19 protein-coding genes and 1 pseudogene are annotated in these 19,758 nt (G+C 64.1%); 8 read left to right on the top strand and 12 right to left on the bottom strand.

The features are described 5' to 3' along the window. Window positions 1-4: 4 nt before the first annotated feature. The gene (gene hisI, locus IVA74_RS38925) at window positions 5-427 is read right to left on the bottom strand and encodes a phosphoribosyl-AMP cyclohydrolase (protein ID WP_247353178.1); all 423 of its coding nucleotides are present in this window, start codon (window positions 425-427) and stop codon (window positions 5-7) included. 28 nt (window positions 428-455) lie between these two features. Beyond that, window positions 456-1,145 carry a GTP cyclohydrolase I FolE gene (folE, locus tag IVA74_RS38920; protein ID WP_247353176.1) on the bottom strand — a complete coding sequence of 230 codons (690 nt, stop codon included), beginning with the start codon at window positions 1,143-1,145 and terminating at the stop codon, window positions 456-458. Window positions 1,146-1,387: 242 nt separating this feature from the next. On the opposite strand from folE, the gene IVA74_RS38915 reads away from it, so the two are divergent. Continuing rightward, window positions 1,388-1,843, top strand: coding sequence for an iron-sulfur cluster assembly scaffold protein (locus tag IVA74_RS38915; RefSeq protein WP_247353174.1), 456 nt, complete (start codon window positions 1,388-1,390; stop codon window positions 1,841-1,843). 49 nt (window positions 1,844-1,892) lie between these two features. Here IVA74_RS38915 and IVA74_RS38910 read toward each other — a convergent pair whose 3' ends face one another. Next, window positions 1,893-2,792, bottom strand: a complete 900-nt coding sequence (locus IVA74_RS38910; RefSeq protein ID WP_247353172.1) for a hypothetical protein — start codon at window positions 2,790-2,792, stop codon at window positions 1,893-1,895. 231 nt (window positions 2,793-3,023) lie between these two features. Between IVA74_RS38910 and yidD the strand changes: the two genes are divergently transcribed. Both yidD and IVA74_RS38900 read left to right on the top strand, forming a co-directional pair. Further along, window positions 3,024-3,362, top strand: a complete 339-nt coding sequence (gene yidD, locus IVA74_RS38905; protein ID WP_247353170.1) for a membrane protein insertion efficiency factor YidD — start codon at window positions 3,024-3,026, stop codon at window positions 3,360-3,362. A 79-nt stretch (window positions 3,363-3,441) separates the two neighbouring features. Next, complete coding sequence (locus tag IVA74_RS38900; protein WP_247353168.1) at window positions 3,442-3,654, top strand: hypothetical protein; 213 nt, start codon at window positions 3,442-3,444, stop codon at window positions 3,652-3,654. Here the strand turns inward: IVA74_RS38900 and IVA74_RS38895 are convergent, their stop codons facing one another. Together IVA74_RS38895 and IVA74_RS38890 are read right to left on the bottom strand one after the other, a co-directional pair. Further along, on the bottom strand, window positions 3,655-4,869 hold the full coding sequence (locus IVA74_RS38895; RefSeq protein WP_247353167.1) for a hypothetical protein: 1,215 nt from the start codon (window positions 4,867-4,869) through the stop codon (window positions 3,655-3,657). It abuts the gene before it with no gap. 2 nt (window positions 4,870-4,871) lie between these two features. Continuing rightward, the gene (locus tag IVA74_RS38890; RefSeq protein WP_247353165.1) at window positions 4,872-6,239 is read right to left on the bottom strand and encodes an amino acid permease; all 1,368 of its coding nucleotides are present in this window, start codon (window positions 6,237-6,239) and stop codon (window positions 4,872-4,874) included. Between the two features lie 329 nt (window positions 6,240-6,568). Between IVA74_RS38890 and IVA74_RS38885 the strand changes: the two genes are divergently transcribed. Continuing rightward, window positions 6,569-7,891 (top strand): alpha/beta hydrolase, encoded by a 1,323-nt coding sequence (locus tag IVA74_RS38885; protein WP_247353280.1) that lies wholly within the window; start codon window positions 6,569-6,571, stop codon window positions 7,889-7,891. Between the two features lie 42 nt (window positions 7,892-7,933). Here IVA74_RS38885 and IVA74_RS38880 read toward each other — a convergent pair whose 3' ends face one another. After that, entirely contained in the window at window positions 7,934-8,326 is a 393-nt protein-coding gene (locus IVA74_RS38880; RefSeq protein ID WP_247353163.1) for a hypothetical protein, read from the bottom strand. Between the two features lie 92 nt (window positions 8,327-8,418). After that, window positions 8,419-9,591, bottom strand: a complete 1,173-nt coding sequence (locus IVA74_RS38875) for an MFS transporter (protein WP_247353161.1) — start codon at window positions 9,589-9,591, stop codon at window positions 8,419-8,421. A gap of 186 nt (window positions 9,592-9,777) precedes the next feature. Here IVA74_RS38875 and thrS point away from each other — a divergent pair, with 186 nt between their 5' ends. The 3 genes from thrS to IVA74_RS38860 all read left to right on the top strand — a co-directional run bounded on the left by thrS (window position 9,778) and on the right by IVA74_RS38860 (window position 13,866). Continuing rightward, window positions 9,778-11,877, top strand: coding sequence for a threonine--tRNA ligase (gene thrS / locus IVA74_RS38870; protein WP_247353159.1), 2,100 nt, complete (start codon window positions 9,778-9,780; stop codon window positions 11,875-11,877). A 93-nt stretch (window positions 11,878-11,970) separates the two neighbouring features. Beyond that, window positions 11,971-12,534 carry a nitroreductase gene (locus IVA74_RS38865; protein WP_247353157.1) on the top strand — a complete coding sequence of 188 codons (564 nt, stop codon included), beginning with the start codon at window positions 11,971-11,973 and terminating at the stop codon, window positions 12,532-12,534. 63 nt (window positions 12,535-12,597) lie between these two features. After that, the gene (locus IVA74_RS38860) at window positions 12,598-13,866 is read left to right on the top strand and encodes a serine hydrolase domain-containing protein (RefSeq protein ID WP_247353155.1); all 1,269 of its coding nucleotides are present in this window, start codon (window positions 12,598-12,600) and stop codon (window positions 13,864-13,866) included. Window positions 13,867-14,711: 845 nt separating this feature from the next. Here the strand turns inward: IVA74_RS38860 and IVA74_RS38855 are convergent. From IVA74_RS38855 to IVA74_RS38845, 3 genes and pseudogenes are all read right to left on the bottom strand, one after another. Continuing rightward, window positions 14,712-15,084 (bottom strand): annotated as a pseudogene (locus IVA74_RS38855) (LysR family transcriptional regulator); the annotation flags it as partial. Between the two features lie 108 nt (window positions 15,085-15,192). Then, window positions 15,193-15,474 (bottom strand): hypothetical protein, encoded by a 282-nt coding sequence (locus IVA74_RS38850; RefSeq protein ID WP_247353153.1) that lies wholly within the window; start codon window positions 15,472-15,474, stop codon window positions 15,193-15,195. Between the two features lie 257 nt (window positions 15,475-15,731). Continuing rightward, on the bottom strand, window positions 15,732-16,805 hold the full coding sequence (locus tag IVA74_RS38845; RefSeq protein ID WP_247353152.1) for a hypothetical protein: 1,074 nt from the start codon (window positions 16,803-16,805) through the stop codon (window positions 15,732-15,734). 241 nt (window positions 16,806-17,046) lie between these two features. On the opposite strand from IVA74_RS38845, the gene IVA74_RS38840 reads away from it, so the two are divergent. Then, window positions 17,047-18,075: a patatin-like phospholipase family protein gene (locus tag IVA74_RS38840; protein ID WP_247353151.1), complete on the top strand. Its 1,029-nt coding sequence runs from the start codon at window positions 17,047-17,049 to the stop codon at window positions 18,073-18,075. Here the strand turns inward: IVA74_RS38840 and IVA74_RS38835 are convergent, their stop codons facing one another. Both IVA74_RS38835 and IVA74_RS38830 read right to left on the bottom strand, forming a co-directional pair. After that, window positions 18,076-18,504 (bottom strand): CBS domain-containing protein, encoded by a 429-nt coding sequence (locus IVA74_RS38835; protein WP_247353150.1) that lies wholly within the window; start codon window positions 18,502-18,504, stop codon window positions 18,076-18,078. A gap of 225 nt (window positions 18,505-18,729) precedes the next feature. Then, a complete protein-coding gene (locus IVA74_RS38830) occupies window positions 18,730-19,512 on the bottom strand; it encodes a rhomboid family intramembrane serine protease (protein WP_247353149.1) in 783 nt (260 codons plus the stop codon). Window positions 19,513-19,758: the final 246 nt, after the last annotated feature.

The following is a 19,758-nucleotide window of genomic DNA, read 5'->3' as shown; positions in this document are numbered from 1 at the left end:
AGGACTATTTCTTGTAGACCGCGTCCGGATCGAACAGCCGCTCCGCATCGACGAAGACGAGCTTGGCACCGCCGTCTTCGGCCTCGACCTTGCGATAGAAGCAGGAGCGTCGGCCGGTATGACACGCGGCGCCGATCTGCTCGACACGGAGCCAGACCGCGTCCTGGTCGCAATCGGTACGCATCTCGACCACGCGCTGGGTCTGACCCGACGTCTCACCTTTTCGCCACAAGGCATTGCGCGAGCGGCTGAAGTACCAGGCTTCGCCGGTCGCGATGGTCTTGCGCAACGCTTCGAGGTTCATGTGCGCGACCATCAGCACGTCGCCGGTCGCGACGTCGGTCGCGACGACGGTCACGAGGCCAGCGGCGTCGAACCGCGGCTGGAAGGACAGCCCTTCCTCGGTCTCATGGGAGTGAGCGGACACAACGCCCTCGCCGGTCAATTTCGCAAGGTCAGCGCGTGCCTCGCACCAGGGACAGGAAACGAGCCTGCTCCGCCGGATTGTCGCGGAACATGCCGGTGAAGCGGCTGGTGAAGGTGGAGGCGCCATGCTTGGCGACGCCGCGCACCGACATGCAGGTATGCTCAGCCTCGATCAGCACGGCAACGCCGCGCGGCTTGAGGACCTCGTCGATCGCCGCAGCGATCTGCGCGGTCATGTGCTCCTGGGTCTGGAGCCGGCGGGCGAAGATGTCGGTAAGGCGCGCAAGCTTCGACAGGCCGACCACGCGTTCCACCGGCGTGTAGGCGATGTGCGCCTTGCCGTAGAACGGCATCATGTGGTGCTCGCACTGCGAGGTGAACTCGATGTCGCGCACCAGCACGAAATCGTCATACCCGGCGGTCTCGCCGAAGGTCCGATCGAGCACCTCGGCCGGGCACTGGTGGTAGCCCTGGTAGAGCTCGTCGAAAGCCTCGACCACGCGGCGCGGTGTGTCGAGCAGGCCCTCGCGGTTGGTGTTCTCGCCAATATAAGCGAGCAGCGTCTTCACCGCCTGCTCGGCCTCGGCGCGCGCCGGGCGCGGCTGGTCGGCGCGGACGGCAGCCGCGAGGAATTCGGAAGGATCAAGCTCTGCCGGGCGGCTCTCGGGCTGCCGATCGGAGGGCTTGCTGGGGCGGATGGATTTGATTGTAGCGTCCATGTCTACTCCGTTCGACGGCCTTGCGGCCGGAGTGTCACCGGCAGACGGGGCGGCGAAGCCGCCGGACGCCTGTAGAGAACAGCTTTGACGAAAAAGGTCCTTGGGTCATCACGCTGGCAGCGCAGATCTGAAAGACCGCCAGCGCACCGCTGGGCTGTTTTTCCGCCAGTTCCAGCACTATATAGGACCATGGACGCCGCCCGCCAAGGCCGATCGGGTGAGGAAGTGCTGGACTCCATCACATGCTGAACGACATCTATAACAAGCGGATCATCGAACTAGCCGGGAATATTCCGCGACTCGGGCGGTTGTCGGATCCCGATGCCACCGCGACCGCCCACTCCAAGCTGTGCGGCTCGACCGTGAAAATCGACCTCAAGATGGAGGGCGACAAGGTCACCGACTTCGCCCATGACGTGAAGGCCTGCGCGCTGGGCCAGGCCTCTTCATCCATCATGGCAAGTCAGATCGTCGGATCGACTGCGAGCGAACTCCGTGAGTTACGCGAAACTGTTCGCAAGATGCTGAAGGAGAACGGCGCGCCTCCTGAAGGCAAATGGGAAGAGATCAAATTCCTTGAGCCGGTCCGCGACTACAAGGCGCGCCACGCCTCGACGCTCCTGACCTTCGATGCGGTGGTCGATGCCATCGGTCAGGTCGAGGCCAAGGCCAAGCAGCCGGCTCCAGTGCAAGGCTGACTCCGGGCTCGTAGCCAGAGACCCCGGAAACGAAATCGGACATTCGAGGCTACTTCTGCGACGCCGTGCCCGGCTTGGCTACGCCGCCCGTCGGCACCAGGGCTTCCGCCGTCTTGGTCGACTTGGCAGGCTGCTCCGATTCCGCGCCGAACCTCGCCTGCGTCTTCGGTGCAAGCTCCGCCATTGCCGGCGCTGAGATGTCCACATGCGGCAGCACGTCGGCCACGAGATCAGTGGTCACAAGATTGGTGAGCTTGAGCTCGCCTGCGTCGAGCTCGTGTAAATCTTCCCACGGCGGGACGCTGAGCGCGAGCGACAGCAGATCGCCGGCACCGCCCATGTCGAATGTGTATTTGGCGAGCCGACCGATGTCGCGCTCCACGATCATCAGGTCCTGCGCGCTGTAGCTCGCCGCCCTGGCATCGTCGGCGCGATCGCCCATCCAGATCTGGTGGACCCGGACATGGGCCGCGTCTGGCACGTAGCGCTTCTTGCCGGCCAGCAGCAGGAACACGCACATGGATTCGCAATAGGCCTCAGGCGCGACCGCCGGACGGGCCGACTGGCCGCCGCGGTTCTGAACGCTGATGCCGACCGTGGTCAAAAGTCCGAGATTGCGGAAGCGCCGGCCGAGCGTGATCGCGTCGTTGACGGAACCGCCGCTGGAATCGAGCACCACAGTGGCGCCGCCGAGCTGGCGTCCGCGAGAAAATTCCTCGAAATCCCTGGGCGTATCAGCGGTGATGATGCCGGTCGCGCTGACCCATCCGCGGCAATTCGGCTCGCAGGCGATCCAGCCAAACTTCATTGGCAGCTTGCGCTCTTCGAGGGCAACACCGGCTCGGGCCGACGACCCGAATGTGGCGACGGCGCCAGCCACCATGACCCCACAGGCAGCGGCTCCCACCAGCAACCAGCCGCGAAGATTGAGCGCCTTCAGAAATTTCAAACCGGTCCCTTCCCCAAGGCTCCTAAAGCGATTCAGGTAAGCCCTGCTCCGACGTTCCAATAAGTCTCACATGAACGTCACAAAAATGGTATCCGGGGGAATACAGATCGTCCACCGGTACTTGCTGCACTGCTCCCAAAAAGCACGTAAAATGTGGCGTACAAACAACAGCTTACAGTTCCCTGCGTCGGAACCGCGCAAAACCTCGCTCACGATCGCGGCAAAGCGCCCATGAAGCATTCAGCCTGCGAGCACTGTTCCACTCCCATCGCGGGCGCGTTCCGGCTACCGCGCAGATTCGGCCGCGCTCTGATCTGGCTGTATCGCCACACGCTCTCGCCGTTGGTTGGCTACAATTGCCGGCACCTGCCGACCTGCTCCATCTATGGCGATGACGCGATCGAACGGTTCGGGCTCTGGGCTGGCGGCTGGATGACGCTCGCTCGCCTGCTCCGCTGTAACCCGTTCGGTACCTCGGGCATCGACAACGTGCCCCTTACCGCACCACAAAGCGCGCGCTGGTATTTGCCGTGGCGTTACGCCCGCTGGCGCGGCGTCAACGCCCCCTAAGCGGGATGGAGCGCTGCCTTGAGTGGAACCGGAATGCTCCGTTCGCGTTGATGTGATGCTCCCACGGGAGGAAACAACAATGCGCTGGAAAATCAGCCCTCATTCTCGCTTCAGCCTTGGGCTGGGTTCCCGGGGTGGTTCGAGAGGCCACGACCCCAGAACCCTCGACATGATCGCCATCGTCGCCCTGCTGGTGCTCGTCGTCGGCTCCGGCTGGTACTTGGCGACGAGTATTGCAACGCCGCCCAGCACGACGGCGTTCATCGTGCCGAGCCAGAGCGTTCACTGGTAATCAGCGGGACCAGAAAAAGCGTCCGGGCGGCGGTGGGATCGGCTCCGGCGGACGTGGCCGCTTCGGACGCGGCGGTTTCGCCGATGGCTCTGCGGATGAGGTCGTCTCCGCATCCGGCACTGTGTCGCTTCCCGGTACCCTCACCGACAGCAGCAAGTTCGATTCATGCATGCGCCAGCGATAGCCGACGCCGAAATCGATCGGCTGGGCGCGCGTGAACAGGTTGGCGTAGCGCTCCTGATAGCGACCGGGAAATTCGCTGATCGGCCCGAGGTAGCGGCCGAACGGGAAGAACCGCCATTGCCGCGCGTTGTAGCTGGAAAGCGGAATGCCGGAATCGTCCTGGATGATGGTCGCGCTGTTGGCAAGCAGCCAGTCGCGCGCGACGGTGAAATTGCCGGAGTGCAAGAGATAGGACGCGCTCTTGATCAGGCTGTTGCCGGGGCCGAGCGTCTCGCAGAACTTCAGGAAACCCGCCGCGCGTGCACCTGAATTGGAGAGATCGGTCGAAAAATAATACAGGGTGCGCGCTTCGCCGTCGCTGCCGACGAAAGTGATGCGGGCGCCGCGCGTCGCGTTCGGTCCTGGATTGTCGTTGCCGACATGCATCCCGCCCTTGTCGTCGAGCGCGACCATCTCGACATTGCGGATGGTCTTGCCGGAGCGGACCAGGAAGACATAGAGGATCGGCAAGGTGCCATTGACCTGGTTGGTGTGCAGGTCGACTTTCATTTGCTTGGTGATGAAGAAGGAAAAATTCAGGATCGAGCCGAGCGATCGCTCGACATTGTAGAGCGCGGCGCCCACCGAACCGCGCGGCAGCCGCGTCAGGTCGGGCACCGCACCGACCGGCTCCAGCGCGCCGAGCACATAGGTGCTGGCCTTCGAATAAAAGGCGTTGGCATAGAGGAAGTCGGGGCCGCTGAACAAATAGAACACGGTCGGCCTGGGTGCCGCCAGATTGACATCGGACCAGTTGCGGATCTTCGCGAGCTGACGCTGCTCGAGCTGCGCGAAGGCGCCGTCGAAGAACTTTGCGTGGCGCTGCCAGCCCGGGTCCTTCGTGAGCGGCACCAGCGGCGAATCCGCCGAAGGCTGCATGCCCGCAAGGAAGCGCGCGGTATCGTCGAAAGTGACGTCGGCGGCACGCGCGGACGAAACGGCCGCAGCCAGCAAGGCGAGAGCGACGGCCGCAATTCTCATGGGTCGAAACATGTCTATTCGCGATGTGATGACGTGCCAGCGGCGACCGGCCGCCTGCGGAAAACAACATAAATCAACAGGCCCGAGAGCATGACGAGCATTCCCGACAGCGACTGCAGGGGCCGCTCGGTCAAAAGGTAGTACATCATGAAGGCGGTCACGAGCAGGAAAACGAGCGGAGTGAACGGGTATCCCCAAGCCCGATAGGGCCGCGACAAATCGGGATCGGTGATGCGCAGCTTGATGACGCCGGCGACCGTGAAGAACGAGCAGAACAGCAGCGCGAACTGGATGAAATCGAGCACCGCCTCGAAACTGCGCGTGAACAGCAGCAGATTGGCGACGGCGAGCTGAAACAGGATGGCATAGGCCGGCGCGCCGCTCGTCGACTTGCGGGAGAACACACGCAGCGCCGGAATGTCCTCGCCCATCGTCATCATCACGCGCGGGCCGATCCACATCATCGCGCTGATCGAGGAGATCAGGCCGAAGCAGATCATCGCGCCAACGATCCGGCCGCCAAGGTTGCCGAAGATCGCGCTGCCGGCGACGCTGGCGACGTCGAGCTGACCCGCGAGCGCGCCGACCGGCGTAGAATAGAGAAACACCGCATTCAGCGCGACGTACAGCACGAGCACGATCAGCGTGCCCGCGAGCAGTGCACGCGGCAGGTCCCGCTGCGGCATGTTCATTTCGCCGATGATGTAGGTCGCGGCATTCCAGCCCGAAAACGAGTACATCACAAACACAAGCCCGATCGCGAAGGGGGCGCTGACGATGTGTGCGAGGTCACCAGCCTGCGGGGTGAAGGCGATTGGCTGCGGGGTGCCAATGATGAAGCCGGCAACCAGGAAGGCCACGATCAGTACGACCTTCAGGATGGTCGAGATCAACTGGAAGGTCGAGGAGTGCCTGACGCCGGTCAGTTGCACGAGCGAGACCAGCCACACCACGGCGATGGCAAGCGGGATCGGCGGCACACCGGGCACGACCGATTTGGCGTATTCGCCGAACGCCATTGCGGCGAGCGCGACGGGCGCTGCAAAGCCAACCGTCGCCGACACCCAGCCCGCGAGAAAGCCGAAGGCGGGGTGATAGGTGCGGCCGAGGAAATTGTATTCGCCGCTGGAGCGCGGAAACATCGCGCCGAGTTCGCTGTAGGCGAACACCCCGCACAGCGCGACAATGCCGCCGATGGTCCACAGCAAGAGGATCGAGAAGCCCGAGGGGATGTCCTTGACCTGAAAGCCGAGGCTGGTGAAGACGCCGACCCCGATCATGTCGGCAACGACGATGGCGGTTGCGACCAGAACGGAGACCCCCGATCCGCTTCCGGTCAGCCGGCCAGTCCAGGCCGCGGTACCCGCATCTGATGCCGTCATCGGGGTCCTCAACCTCAGGCGTCATGCCTCGTGGGAAGCATCGTGCAGTTCGAGCCAGTCAATTCAAGCAGGGTTAACAAGGGTTAAATGAGGCGGGCTAAATCGGTACTCCGGCACCCTTGCTGCGCGGTCTTGGCCAATAAACCTGCGCAAACACCGGGACGTCCCGTCTCCCTTCCCCACAATCGCGACACGATTACGTGGTCCTTTTGGCCGTTCCGGATGTGGGGAAGTTTCTCCGGACACTTAACGTCGCCTAAACGCCCATCGGTTCAGTTGTCTTAATGATTGCCGATGGACTTGTGGTCATGACTTGGGGTCATGGGTGGATGGTCGGGGCCGTTCCGAAACTGAGAGCTGACATTCGTGCCGACCGGACGACGTCCGGTGCGCGCGGTCGTGCGCTCCGGATCGCTCTGATCCCGGCCTTGGTGCCGCTGTCGCTCACATTGGTTCAATGCGGCAAGGCGCCCAATCCGGCGGCGCTCGCGGCGAACTCGCAGGCCAACGTCCAGATCGTTGCGAAGACAAATCAGCAGGTCGCAAGCAGTGACACGTTCGAGGATCGCTTCCCGGCCCCGCAGTTCACGGAGCGGTTCCCGTCCGCAAGCGAGGGTTTTCTGCAACGGCAAATGTCGGACTTCTCGCCCAAGCGCGCCGTGCAGCAGCCACAGCCGGAGCAGGCGCCCTACAGGGTCGCTTCGCTCGCGCCGCAGGCCCCCTACCAACGTCCGGTGCGCGAGGACCTGACGACGCTCGTCAGCATGAAGTCGTCGGCATTCCCCTATTTCGGCAACAACCCCGCCTCCGACTCGCCGTTCCTCAACATCGCCAAGGGCGACCGCCGCGGCCACCGCAGCTATTCCGGGCGCGTGTTCTGGCAGGACGAGACCTACAGCGACAACCGCGTGCTGATGCACGTGCCCGAACATTTCGACGTGCGTAAGCCAGGCGTGATCGTGGTGTTCTTCCACGGCAACGGCGCAACGCTCGAGCGTGACGTGCGCGACCGGCAGCTGGTGCCGCAGCAGGTCACCGATTCCGGCGCCAACGCCATCCTGCTTGCTCCGCAAATGGCGGTGGACGCCGCCGATTCTAGCGCCGGGAAGTTCTGGCAGGCGGGCGGCCTCAAGCGCTTCCTGGAGGAGTCTGCGAACCATCTGGCCCGGCTCACCGGCGATCCCAACAGCGCGCGCGCCTTCGCCAATATGCCGATCGTGATCGTCGGCTACAGCGGCGGCTTCCTGCCGACGGCCTGGAGTCTCGAGGTCGGCGGCATCAGCGACCGCGTCCGCGGCGTCGTGCTGCTCGACGCCGTCTACGGCGAAATGGACAAGTTCGCCTCATGGATCGAGAGCCACCGCTCCGGCTTCTTCGTCAGCTCCTACACCCGCTACACCGCGCGGCGCGACCGCGAGCTGATGAGCACGCTGCGGCAGAAAGGCATCAGCGTCTCCGAAGACATGGACGGACCGTTGCGTCCCGGCAGCGTGGTGTTCGTCGAAACCGGTGACGGCATCACCCATCGCGACTATGTGACCCGCGCCTGGACGCGGGACCCGCTCAAGGACGTGCTGGTGAAGATGTCAGCGACGCCATCACTCGCACTGACGCGCGTGGCCTCCACCAATCCATCCCCGTCGAGTCGCTGATCAGCGACTAACCGTCCGGCTTGCAGACCTTAGCCATTGGCCTCAGGTTTTGGGCAGCTTCGGAATGCTCTCGGCAAATCCGTTGAAGCAGGCCAGCCGCTCGTCCTCTTCCTTGAAGAATCGGCAATCGGCGTAGCCCTTGGCCTTCGGCGGCTTCGGCTTCGGCGTCGGCGCGATCACCGCGTCGTAGCAATTGAGCCGGTCCTTGGTGCCGTCATCGAGGTCGAGGCAGGCCTGGAGCCGCGCCGCGATCGATTGTGGCTTGCCCTTCGGCGCCGCGGCGGGCTTGGCAGCCGCCTCTTGGATCCCGGCCTTGGGCCCCTTGGGCTTGACCTGCACCAACGGCTTGTCCCCGACCATCGGTGGTGGCTTGTCGGCTTGCGCAAACGCGGAGGCTGAATAGAGCACCGCGGCAACCGCCAGAATCATCCTCATTTCAGTCAACTCTCTTTGGTCCCCATACCTCGCGTTCTAGCGCCCCGGCGCGCGGTTTGCCAAGCGCCTTGCGCACACGAAAACGCTTCCGTTCAGGCCGGGGCGGCGGTTGCCGGCCGGGGCCGGGTCAGGACTACCAGGATCAGCGCCAGCACGACGAAACCGACCGCGACGAAGCCGAGCGTATGCAGGAGCTCGCGGGCGAACAGCAGTCCGCCGACGGCAGAGCCGACAGCCTGGCCGATATAGAGGACGGAGGTGTTGAGTGCGACGGTCGCCGATGCCAGCGACGGTGCGGCCGAGACCAGCCGCACCTGCTGCATCGAATTGGTCGAGGCAAAGCCGAGGCCCCAGATCGCGGCCGCACCCGCCATCAACGCGAGCGTGCCGGCACTGAGCGCCCAGCCCGTGATCCCCGCAAGCAGCAGGCAGGTGAACAGCAGCGAGGTGCGATAGGGTCCCGAGGTGTCGACGATGCGGGTCGCGATGACAACGCCGAGGAAGCCGCAGACGCCATAGAGAGCGAACACCATGCCGATCGCATCGGGCCCGGCGCCGGTCAGCTTCTTGAGCAGCGGGCCCATGAAGGTGAACACCACGAACTGCCCGGCCATCTGCAGCATCGTGATCGCAAGCAGCAGCAGGATCGTCCCGTCGCGGCCGACGGCGCTCCAGGTCTTCAGGTCCACCGGCGTGCCCTTCAAGCCGGCCGGCAGCCGGATCAGCAACAGCAGGAAGCTGATGCAGCCGAGCGCGCCGATCCCGCCATAGGCCGCGCGCCAGCCATATCGGCTGGCGATGAAGGTGATCAGCGGCAGGCCGACGGCGGCAGCGAGCGACCAGCCGAGAAAGATGTAGGCGATCGTGCTGCCGCGACGCTCCACCGGCACGATCAGTGCCGCCGTGCCGGCGGCCTGCGGCGTGTAGAGCGCGCCGACCGCGAGCATCGCCAGGCGGGTGACAAGGAGGCTCGTGTAGTCGGGCGCAAATGCCGATGCGAGATTGCCAAAGGCGAGCACCGCCAGCGTCGTGGTGAGCAGCGTCCGGCGCTCGATCCGGCTGGTGAGCCAGGCCGTCAGCGGCGATCCGATGCACAGGATGATGGCGCCGAAGGTGATCAGGAGCGCGGCCGCGTGGATGCTGACGTCGAGCCCCGCCGCCAATTCCGGCAGCATGCCCGCCGGTGCCAATACCGAGCAGCCGGTGACGAGATTGCCGAGCATCAGGGCAGTAGGCGCGAAACGGCCGGCGCGTGCATTTTCCATGCAGATGCATGTAGAGCAGACCTGCGACCGGTTAAAGGGCGTCGCCCGGAATAGTTCGTGCGGCGCCCCGGCTTTTGCGCGCCAGTTTCTTGGAAATGCCGGATTGCGCAGGCCGAATCGCCTGATATATCGCTCGTTCCCGCTTACCTGCGCTCGTTCGCAGGAGTGAGCCCCAGGAGACATGCAATGACCGACCAGCCCAAGGACCAATCCAGGTCCGAACAAGCCAAGGCCGAACAGACCAAGGCCGAACAAGCCAAATCCGAATCGGGCTTCCAATACAGCCTCAGCAATTTGAGACCCGTGACCCCACCGGAAAAAATCACTCTCACCTTCCCGGACGGCGCCCGGCGTGAATATGCCAAGAGCATCACCGGCCTCGAGATCGCCAAGGGCATTTCGCCGTCGCTGGCCAAGCGCACGGTCGCGATGGCGCTCGACGGCGTGGTCTCCGACCTCGACGATCCCATTGAAGCCGATGCCAAGCTCGAGCTGATCAACCGCGACGATCCACGCGCGCTCGAGTTGATCCGCCACGACTGCGCCCACGTGCTCGCCGAAGCCGTGCAGACGCTGTGGCCGGGCACCCAGGTCACCATCGGTCCCGTGATCGAGAACGGCTTCTATTACGATTTCTTCCGCAACGAGCCGTTCACGCCGGAAGACTTTGCCGCAATCGAGAAAAAGATGCGCGAGCTCATCGCGCGCGACAAGTTTTTTACGAAAGAGGTTTGGGATCGCGAAAAAACCAAACAGGTGTTCCGCGACAAGGGCGAGGCGTTCAAGGTCGAGCTGGTCGACGCCATCCCCGGCAACGAGCCGATCAAGATCTACTATCAGGGCGACTGGTTCGATCTCTGCCGCGGCCCGCACATGACCTCGACCGGCAAGGTCGGCAACGCCTTCAAGCTGATGAAGGTGGCCGGCGCCTATTGGCGCGGCGACAGCAACAACCCGATGCTGACCCGCATCTACGGCACGGCGTTCGCCAAGCAGGAGGACCTCGACGCTTATCTGAAGCAGATCGAGGAAGCCGAAAAGCGCGACCATCGCAAGCTCGGGCGCGAGCTCGACCTCTTCCATTTCCAGGAGGAAGGTCCGGGCGTGGTGTTCTGGCACGCCAAGGGCTGGACCATCTTCCAGCAGCTGATCGCCTATATGCGCCGACGCCTGAGCGGCGACTACAGCGAGGTCAACGCGCCGCAGATCCTCGACAAGTCGCTGTGGGAGACCTCCGGCCATTGGGGTTGGTACCGCGAGAACATGTTTGCGGCGCAGTCGGCCGGCGACGAAGCCGAAGACAAGCGCTGGTTTGCACTGAAGCCAATGAACTGCCCGGGTCACGTGCAGATCTTCAAGCACGGCTTGAAGAGCTACCGCGATTTGCCGCTGCGGCTCGCCGAGTTCGGCGTAGTGCACCGCTATGAGCCGTCCGGCGCCATGCACGGCTTGATGCGCGTGCGCGGCTTCACGCAGGACGACGCTCATATCTTCTGCATGGAGGATCAGCTCGCCGACGAGTGCCTGAAGATCAACGAGCTGATCCTGTCGACTTACGCCGATTTCGGCTTCACCGGCGATCTCACGGTGAAGTTGTCGACCCGGCCGGAGAAACGCGTCGGCACCGACGCGATGTGGGATCACGCCGAGCGCGTGATGGCCACCGTGCTGCGCGAAATCCAGACGCAGAACAATCACATCAAGACCGAGATCAATCCGGGCGAAGGCGCCTTCTACGGGCCGAAGTTCGAATACGTGCTGCGCGACGCCATCGGCCGCGACTGGCAATGCGGCACCACGCAGGTCGACTTCAACCTGCCGGAACGGTTCGGTGCGTTCTACATCGACCACGACAGCGGCAAGAAGCCGCCGGTGATGGTGCACCGCGCGATCTGCGGTTCGATGGAGCGCTTCATCGGCATCCTGATCGAGCACTATGCCGGCAACTTCCCGCTTTGGCTGTCGCCGGTGCAGGTGGTGGTCACCACCATCACGTCGGAGGCCGACGAATACGCCAAGCAGGTTCTGGAGCAGGTCCGGCGTGCGGGACTTCGGGCCGAGATCGACCTGCGCAACGAAAAGATCAACTACAAGGTCCGCGAGCATTCGCTGGCCAAGATTCCGGCACTGCTCGTGGTCGGCAAGAAAGAGGCCGAGACACAGTCGGTCTCGATCCGGCGGCTCGGCAGCGACGGCCAGAACGTGACCACGACGGTGGAGGCGCTCGCCGCCCTCGTCGACGAGGCGACCCCGCCCGATGTGAAGCGGGCGCGTGGCGCGGCCTGATTCCTGAAATCGATCTAAACTCGCTTTCGGTTGCGGGCGTGCATGCTTATCTCGGCATGGCACGCCCGACGACCAGCCGAAGAGGATATTGCAGTGCCTGACGCCATCGAACTCCTGAAGACCCGCCGCTCGGTCAAGCCGCGCGAGATGTCCGGACCCGGGCCCTCCCCGGCCGAGCTCGAGACCATCCTCACCATCGGCTCGCGCGTGCCCGACCATGGCAAGCTTGCGCCCTGGCGCTTCATCATTTTCGAGGGCGATGCGCGTCAACGCGCCGGCGAGGTGATCGCAAAGGTGTTTGCCCGGAAGAATCCTGGCGCGCCTGCCGCCGATGTCGAGACCGAGCGCAAACGCCTCACGGATGCGCCGCTGGTGATCGGCATCGTCAGCTTCACCAAGCCGCATCCGAAGGTGCCGGCCTTCGAGCAGGAATTGTCGGCCGGCGCCAGCGTCATGAACATCGTCACGGCCGCGACCGCGCTCGGCTACGGCGCCTGCTGGCTGACCGGCTGGTTCTCGTTCGATCGCGACGTGCTGGATGGCCTCGGCCTCAAGCCGGACGAGAAGCTCGCCGGACTTGTCCATATCGGCACCCCGACCAAGCCGAGCGATGACCGTCCGCGGCCGGTCCTTTCTGAAATCGTGACGCGATTTTAATCGAAGGCGTGTTGACGCCTTCGACGTCTTGCGGCTTTGATCCCGGCGAGGGAGGAAGCCCGGATGAAGCGTCGTGAATTTCTGGTCGGAGCCGCGCTGCTGGCCGGCACAATGGCGCGGAGCCGCGCCGCCGATATCGCCGCTCCGTCGTCCGACGGGCTCGACCGCATCACAAAGTATTTTGACAACGAGGTGACGAGCGGCCGGCTGCCGGGCGCCGTGGTCCTGGTCCAGCAGCACGGCAAGCCGGTCTATCTGAAGAATTTTGGCGTGCGCGACACCAGGACGGGTCTCGCGATGACGCCCGATACGATCTTCGCCATCCACTCGATGACCAAGCCGGTCACGTGCCTCGGCGCGATGATGCTGATCGACAAGGGCAAGCTTGCGCTCACCGACCCCGTGTCGAAATACATCCCCCTCTTTGCCGACACCAAGGTGGGACTGGAGGTCACCAATCCCGACGGCACGTTGCATCTGGATCTCGTGGCCCCGGTCCGTCCCGTCAACATCGAGGATCTGCTGCGGCACACCTCGGGCATCAGCTACGATTATATCGGCGGCAAATGGGTCGAGCAGGCCTACAAGGCTGCCGACATCTTCGAAGGTCAATTCAACAACAGGGAATTCGCCCAACGCATCGCAAAGCTGCCGCTGGCGCGGCAGCCGGGAACGCTGTGGCGCTACGGTCATTCCACCGACGTGCTCGGCAGCGTCATCGAGATCATCTCGGGCCAGACGCTGTACGAATTCCTCAAGCAGCGCATCCTCGATCCGCTCGGCATGAGCAGCACCAAATTCGCGCTGGCGAGCGCGGACGAGCTCGCTCGGATGGCGCGGCCGCTGCCCAATGACTTCATTCTGCTTGCCGCCGAGCGCGACCGCCTCGACCATCCCGAATGGCAATCCGGAGGCGGCGGGCTGCTCTCGACCATCACCGACTATCTGCGTTTCTCGCAGATGCTGCTCAACGGCGGCGAGTTCGAGGGCAAGCGCTATCTGAGCCCCGCGGCTTTCAAAGCCATGACCACGGATCACGTCGGGCCCGGCTCCGGCGTTGGACGCGATTATTTCTATTTTCCTGGCGACGGCTTCGGTTATGGCTATGGCCTTGCGGTGCGGACCGATCCCGGCAACGCCAAACCGCCGCCGCCGGGCTCGCTCGGCGAGTTGAAATGGGACAGTGGCAGCGGCACCTATTTCGGCGTCGATCCCAAGCTCGACATGGTCTACCTCCTGATGCAGCAGACCCAGAACGAGCGCAGCCGTATCACGCCTGCCTTCAAGGCGCTGGTCTATGACTGTTATCCGTCCGAGTTACGCCGCCCGTGAAGCACGCTGGCCGAAATCGGCGAGCAGCTTTGCGATCTCGGCGCCGCAATGACGAACTGTGACGACAACGCTCGTCTTTCTCGTGTCCCGGACGCGGTGCGGCACGCAGTGACGCGCCGCAGAGCCGGGATCCAGGAAGCCGCGCCGTTCGCTGTTGCATGGGCCCCGGCCCTGCAGCGCACAGCGAAGAGGCGCTGCGCTGCGTCCGGGGCACGAGATCGTTGTTGAATAACTGACATGGGCTTGCATCCTCGCGGCGTGTTTCGCCCGAGCTTTGCTTCGTCGCTTCACCCTCAATTGAAAGAGGGTGCAGGGAAGACCGGGAGCCGGCTGGCTCCTATTGCTCCGCTATGCCAAGGGCAGATTGCGCTACATTGCACAGCGGGAAACAGGGCAACCGGAGCATCCCGGCCTTCCCTGCGCAATGGTTGGAACGGCTTATGCCGTGTTCTCCCCGGGGAGCGATGCACTATTGCCCCCGTCGCGCTGCGGATGGCTGATGCGTGTGCCCGGTCGGGCTGCACCCATCACCGCAAGACTTGGCGCACAGACCCCGGGCGCCAGGACGACACGATTTGGCCGTACGCCGATCACACCGGTCGTGCGCGCGACGCCCTCGCTCACGGCTCTCCGCCCTGCGAAACCCTTCGCGCCGATGTGATCGGCGTCCACCGCCGCCCGGCCCGCGTTCGTGACGATCGCGATACGCCCTCTTCCTTGGGCCGGAGTGAGCAGAAGATACGATAATTCCGAATTCTGTAAAGGCGAATATTTTTACGCCTGCCCGTTGACCGACAATTTGTGTGTGTTGCCCGACAGGCACCGCAAGGTCTCGCGTAGCCCGGGATGAGCGAAGCGACCTCGCGGCGCGGCAGGCTGTAGAGGCGCGCATCGGTCAGAAGCTCGACAATTATCTTGGGATGGCGTTTGCCGAAGGCGGCTATTCACCGGCGAGAGCATCACCGTCCCGAACCAGTCCGACGACGACAGGCGCAGCAAGCCGTCGAGCTGCGTCTCCGCGCCGGACGCACGCCGCTCCAAAGCGAGCGCCTCCTCTTCAATCCGCTCGGCATGGCGCAGCACGGCTGTGCCCTCGTCGGTCAGCACGAAACCATCCGTCGTGCGCTGGAACAGCGTCTGTCCGAGCGACTGTTCGAGCGCAATGCCCGGCACTTCACACTGGAGAAAGTCGGCAATGCCTATGCGCTGATCCGCGATCACGCGGCGCAGGGCAAGCTCGTCGTCGACATCTGACGGCGCTCGCAGAGACGTTTCGGAGCCCGGAGGGAGCGAAGCGCAATCCGGGCTACGGAGCTGTGCCTGCCGCTAGTCCTCGCTGGGGGCCGCGGAGCGGTTGCGCAGATGGGCCTGCGACAACAGGAAGAACAATGCGCGCTCGCCATGATATTTGGCGGACGGCCGGGAGCGCTCGAAGCCATCGGCAAATATCTTGCCGGCGTGGTCGCACACCCGCCACCGCCAGCCAAACCGCTTTCGCCTGGTGAGGATCACTTCGAACATGCCGACGAGCTTGGTCCCCTGCTCCTTGCCGGTCTCGCAGACGCACGAGGCTGCTCCGGCCTCCCCCGTTAGAGGGATGCCCGACATATAACGCAGCAGGATGGAAAGCGAATAAAATTGATTGTCGGAAATAGGTATCTTGCACCGGCTGTGAGGAAGTCGAGACGCTTCCGGAATAAGCGGATGGTGCCGGTGTTGATTGGCGCGTAGCGAAAAGCATCTGCTTCCCGCACGCGCGACGCGACTGACGGTACTAAGATATGGGACATTCGTGCGCTGAATGAGAAGCGTTCGCCAAGCGCACGAACGACAGCGTCGGCCGCATGCGGGATCCCGCTTAAGCGTTAGCGCGCGACGACTTCCACTTCGCCGTCGACGCCGTTGACGACGTTGAAGCCGCGCTCGTAGACCTTGCCCTCGTTCTTGGCGATGGCGCGGTATTCGCCTTCGGAGAGCACCACGCGCGGGAAGGCGCCGATCGATTCCTTGATGACGTCGCCGCCCGGGGTCAGCACCGACCAGGCGGTGTTGGCGAGCGCCTCGCCCCCTCTGTCGCTGACCAGCTTGAGCGTGATGACGGCGGCGCGGTGGGTGATGGTGACGTCGGTGAGCTTGCTTGCCTGGACGCGGATGTCCGAGCGCACCACCGAATTGGCGTCGCCGTAGTTCGAGATGATGTAGTAGGTGCCTTCCGGCAGCAGCACGACGTCGCCGGCGGCGACGTTCGGCACCAGGGAGGCGCGCTCGCCGGACTCGAACTGGCTTCCCTTGTAGATCGCGAACGATATCTGGTTCTGCGGAATGCGGCTGGTGCCGACCCGGCCCTCGATGCGCAAGCCGCCGGCCGGCAGCACGAATGATTCGCGGTCGGTCTCGGCCTTCAGGCTGACTGTGCGCACCGCGCTGACGAGGCCAAAGGCAACGTGCACGACGTAATTGCCGGGCGGCAGCACGATGTTGGGCGTGGCGTTGCGGTCCTCGCGGATCAGCTTGAAGGTGCCGTTCTCGTCGGGACGATCGGCAAATACGCGCCAGACCAGGCCGCTGGTGATCGGCGGGGTGTCCTTGCCGTATTTCGCGGTCAGCGACAGTACGCCCTGTCCGGGCACGGCCGCGTTGAGCGGCGCGGCGGACGGCACGGTCGTGACCGCAGGCGGCGGCATGCTGGGCGTGGTCGGCTGCATGAGGGTCGGCGGCAGGCTCGGAGGTCCGGCACCCGGGCCGGACGGCGGCGCCAGGCTGACGGCGCCGCCGGGGTCCGGCACCGAAGCGGGCGGCACCGGCGGCGGACGATCAGAGAAAAGCTGCGCCTGCGCAGCGTTTTGGCCGAGGGTATAGAGGCAGGCAGCAAGGATCAGCATCGGCAGCAGCGATGCGCCGCGCCGCCATCCGATGATGCCGTCACCCCCGAGAGTCATGCCACCTGCTTTTCACCGAAAACGCGGCAAATTCAAGCCTCCGAAACCCCAAGAAATACGGCCCAATCCGGTTTTGGAACCCGGTTGACGCCCGCGCGATTACCCCACACGCAACCGCCCGTCGCCATACTCCTGCCCCGTGTCCTTCCCAAACCGGCATAAACCATGCTCCGGCCCGGTTCTGGCGGAGCGCGAGTACGGTGCCTAATCTGATGGCGGGTCCAGGTGTAGGAGAGTTTCGGTGCTGGATATATTGAAGGGTCGGGGTTCGAACGGCGAGAAGGTCGGCCTCGGCAGCATCCGCCGGCCGGTCATTGGCCTAGCCCTCGGCGGCGGCGCCGCGCGCGGCTTCGCCCATATCGGGATCCTGAGAACCCTCTTGGCCAATGGCATCGTGCCTGACGTGGTGGTCGGTACCTCGATCGGCGCGGTGGTGGGCGGCCTCCATGCGGCCGGCCGGCTCGATACGCTGGAGGAGTGGGGGCGCAGTCTGCAAGGTATGCGCAACATCCTCGGCTATCTGGACATCCGCCTCAATGGCTCCGGCCTGATCGGCGGCGAGAAGCTTGCAACGCGACTTGAGGAGGCGGTCGGCCAGACCCTGATCGAAGATCTTCCGATCAAGTTCGCGAGCGTCGCGACCGAGGTCCGCACCGGCCACGAAATCTGGCTGACGCGCGGCCGCGTGGTCGACGCGATGCGTGCCTCCTATGCGCTGCCCGGCATCTTCTCTCCGGTCCTGATCGGGGATCGCTGGCTGGTCGACGGCGCATTGGTGAACCCGGTGCCGGTCTCGGCCGCCCGCGCGCTCGGCGCCGAAATCGTCGTCGCTGCAAATCTTTCCAGCGATATCTTCACCTATTCGACGACGGTCTATTCGCACGGCGCGATGCCTGAACCGGTCGTTCCTGCGGCCGAAGAGACGACGTCAAAGCGGCGCTTCCCGAGATTCTTCTCGCCCGAAAAAACGGTGAAGCGCGAATTCTTCGGCGGCGGCAGCGCCCGGCCCGGCCTCTCTTCGGTGATGGTCGATGCCTTCAACATCATGCAGGACCGCATCACCCGCGCCCGCCTCGCCGGCGATCCGCCCGATATGCTGATCACACCGCGGGTCGGCCATTTCGGCTGGTTCGACTTCCACCGCTCCGAAGACCTCATCGCCCTGGGTACCCGCGCTGCCGAGCGAGCGCTGGAGTCCATCCAGGAGGCAATCCACGAGCTGGCGCCCGCGCCCGAGGGCACCGCGCCGAAAGCCGGCCAGCAGGACTGATCAGGCCGTCTTGATGTAGTCGCGCAGGGCTTCCTGCTCGGACTCGTATTCCTGCACCCGGCGCTTGACGATGTCGCCGATCGAGATCAGGCCCACCACCTTGCCGCTGTCGATCACGGGCAGATGCCGGAACTTGCCGGTGGTCATCACCTCCATGAGCTCGGCGACCGTGTCGGTCTCCTTGCAGGTGACGACCTTGCGGGTCATGACCTGAGAAACCGGCTCCTCGAGCGCGCCGGCGCCGCGCTCGCCGATCACCCGCACGATGTCACGCTCCGACAGGATGCCTTCGAGCCGGCTCTGGTTCATCACCAGCACCGCGCCGATCTTCTTCTCACCGAGCAGCTTGACCGCGACCGCCAGCTTCGCGTCCGGCTCGACGCTCATGACCTGATGGCCCTTGTTGTTGAGAATCGAACGTACCGTCATTGTCGCCTCCCTGAATCCGAACCGCCCGCTTTTCGCGGTTGGACTTGTTCATCGAGCCTTCAACCAACAGACTTGGAGTCTTCAACTAACAGTCCTGAACTAAACAGGCTTGGCGCCGGTTTCACCCTCAGGCGCTTGTCGAAGCATTGCCTCTACGGGCTTGTCGCTTCGGAACATTCTTCACGAGAATGATGGATGAATTCGGGCGGCGCCGCAAGCGCCGCTTCAAATACGGTCTGAAATGTCCTGTGATGACGCATTCGCAGCATCGCTTCGCACGCGCGGCACGGGATCGAACAGAGTGAACAGCAACAGGCCGGCAAGGAAGCCGCCGATATGCGCCTGCCAGGCAACGCTCGTGGTCTCGCTATCGACGCCGATCGCGCCGACACCGAAGACGATATTGACGCCGAACCACACCGCGAGGAAACCGAGCACCCGCCCGTCGCGCAGCGCGCGCGACAGCGGCAGCGCCGGAACTCTCGCGGCGGTATCGGCATCCGATCGGCTGAACGACAGGAAGCTGCCGCGAACGAAGGCAAAGCGGATCGCCGCTGCCATCGCGCCGGACACCGAAGCCGAAGCGCCGATCATCGGCGCCACCGCGTGCTCATGGGTGACGAGATGGGCGAGCGCGCCGGCCGCCGCCGTCACCGCGAGGAACAGGAAGAACCTGATGGTGCCAAAGCGCCGCGCCAGCGCGCTCCCGAACGGCAACAGCCACAGCACGTTGAAGCCGAGATGGGTGAGATTGGCGTGCAGCAGCGAATAGGTGACGAAGCTCCAGATTTTTGCGCCGGCGCCGCCCGGAATCTCCAAATTAAGCAGTGAGGAATCGTAGCGCTTGGGGATGAAGCCGAAGACGTCGATGGTCCAGTTCTCCAGGTCCGGCGGCAGCAGCACGCGCAGATGGATCACCGCCAGCAGGATGATGTAGGCGGTCAGCGCCACGGGCAGCGTCAGGATCGGCTCGCGCGGAACCTCCTCATTGACAGCCGGGACCTCCATCGAAGCATGATGCAACGAAGGATCTTGCGGCGGAGAATCTTGCGGGGAATCCAAGGCAGCTTCGCTTTCAGGCGCGATCGGAGCGACAGGATTAACGACAGGCCTTGGAGATAGTCGCCTTTGCCCGCCCTGCGCAAGTGCACAAAAGGAAAAGGCAGGGCCCTGGGAAAGCCCTGCCTGTCCGTGTCGGACTTCCGGTACCCAGAGAGACAGGGGTATCCACCCCTCCCCCGCGGCCGGTGACCA

This window comes from Bradyrhizobium sp. 132, assembly GCF_023074185.1.
In the GTDB taxonomy this organism is placed as follows: domain Bacteria; phylum Pseudomonadota; class Alphaproteobacteria; order Rhizobiales; family Xanthobacteraceae; genus Bradyrhizobium.
Note: the sequence above shows the minus strand (reverse complement) of the source record. Positions and strands in the feature narration are given on the sequence as shown.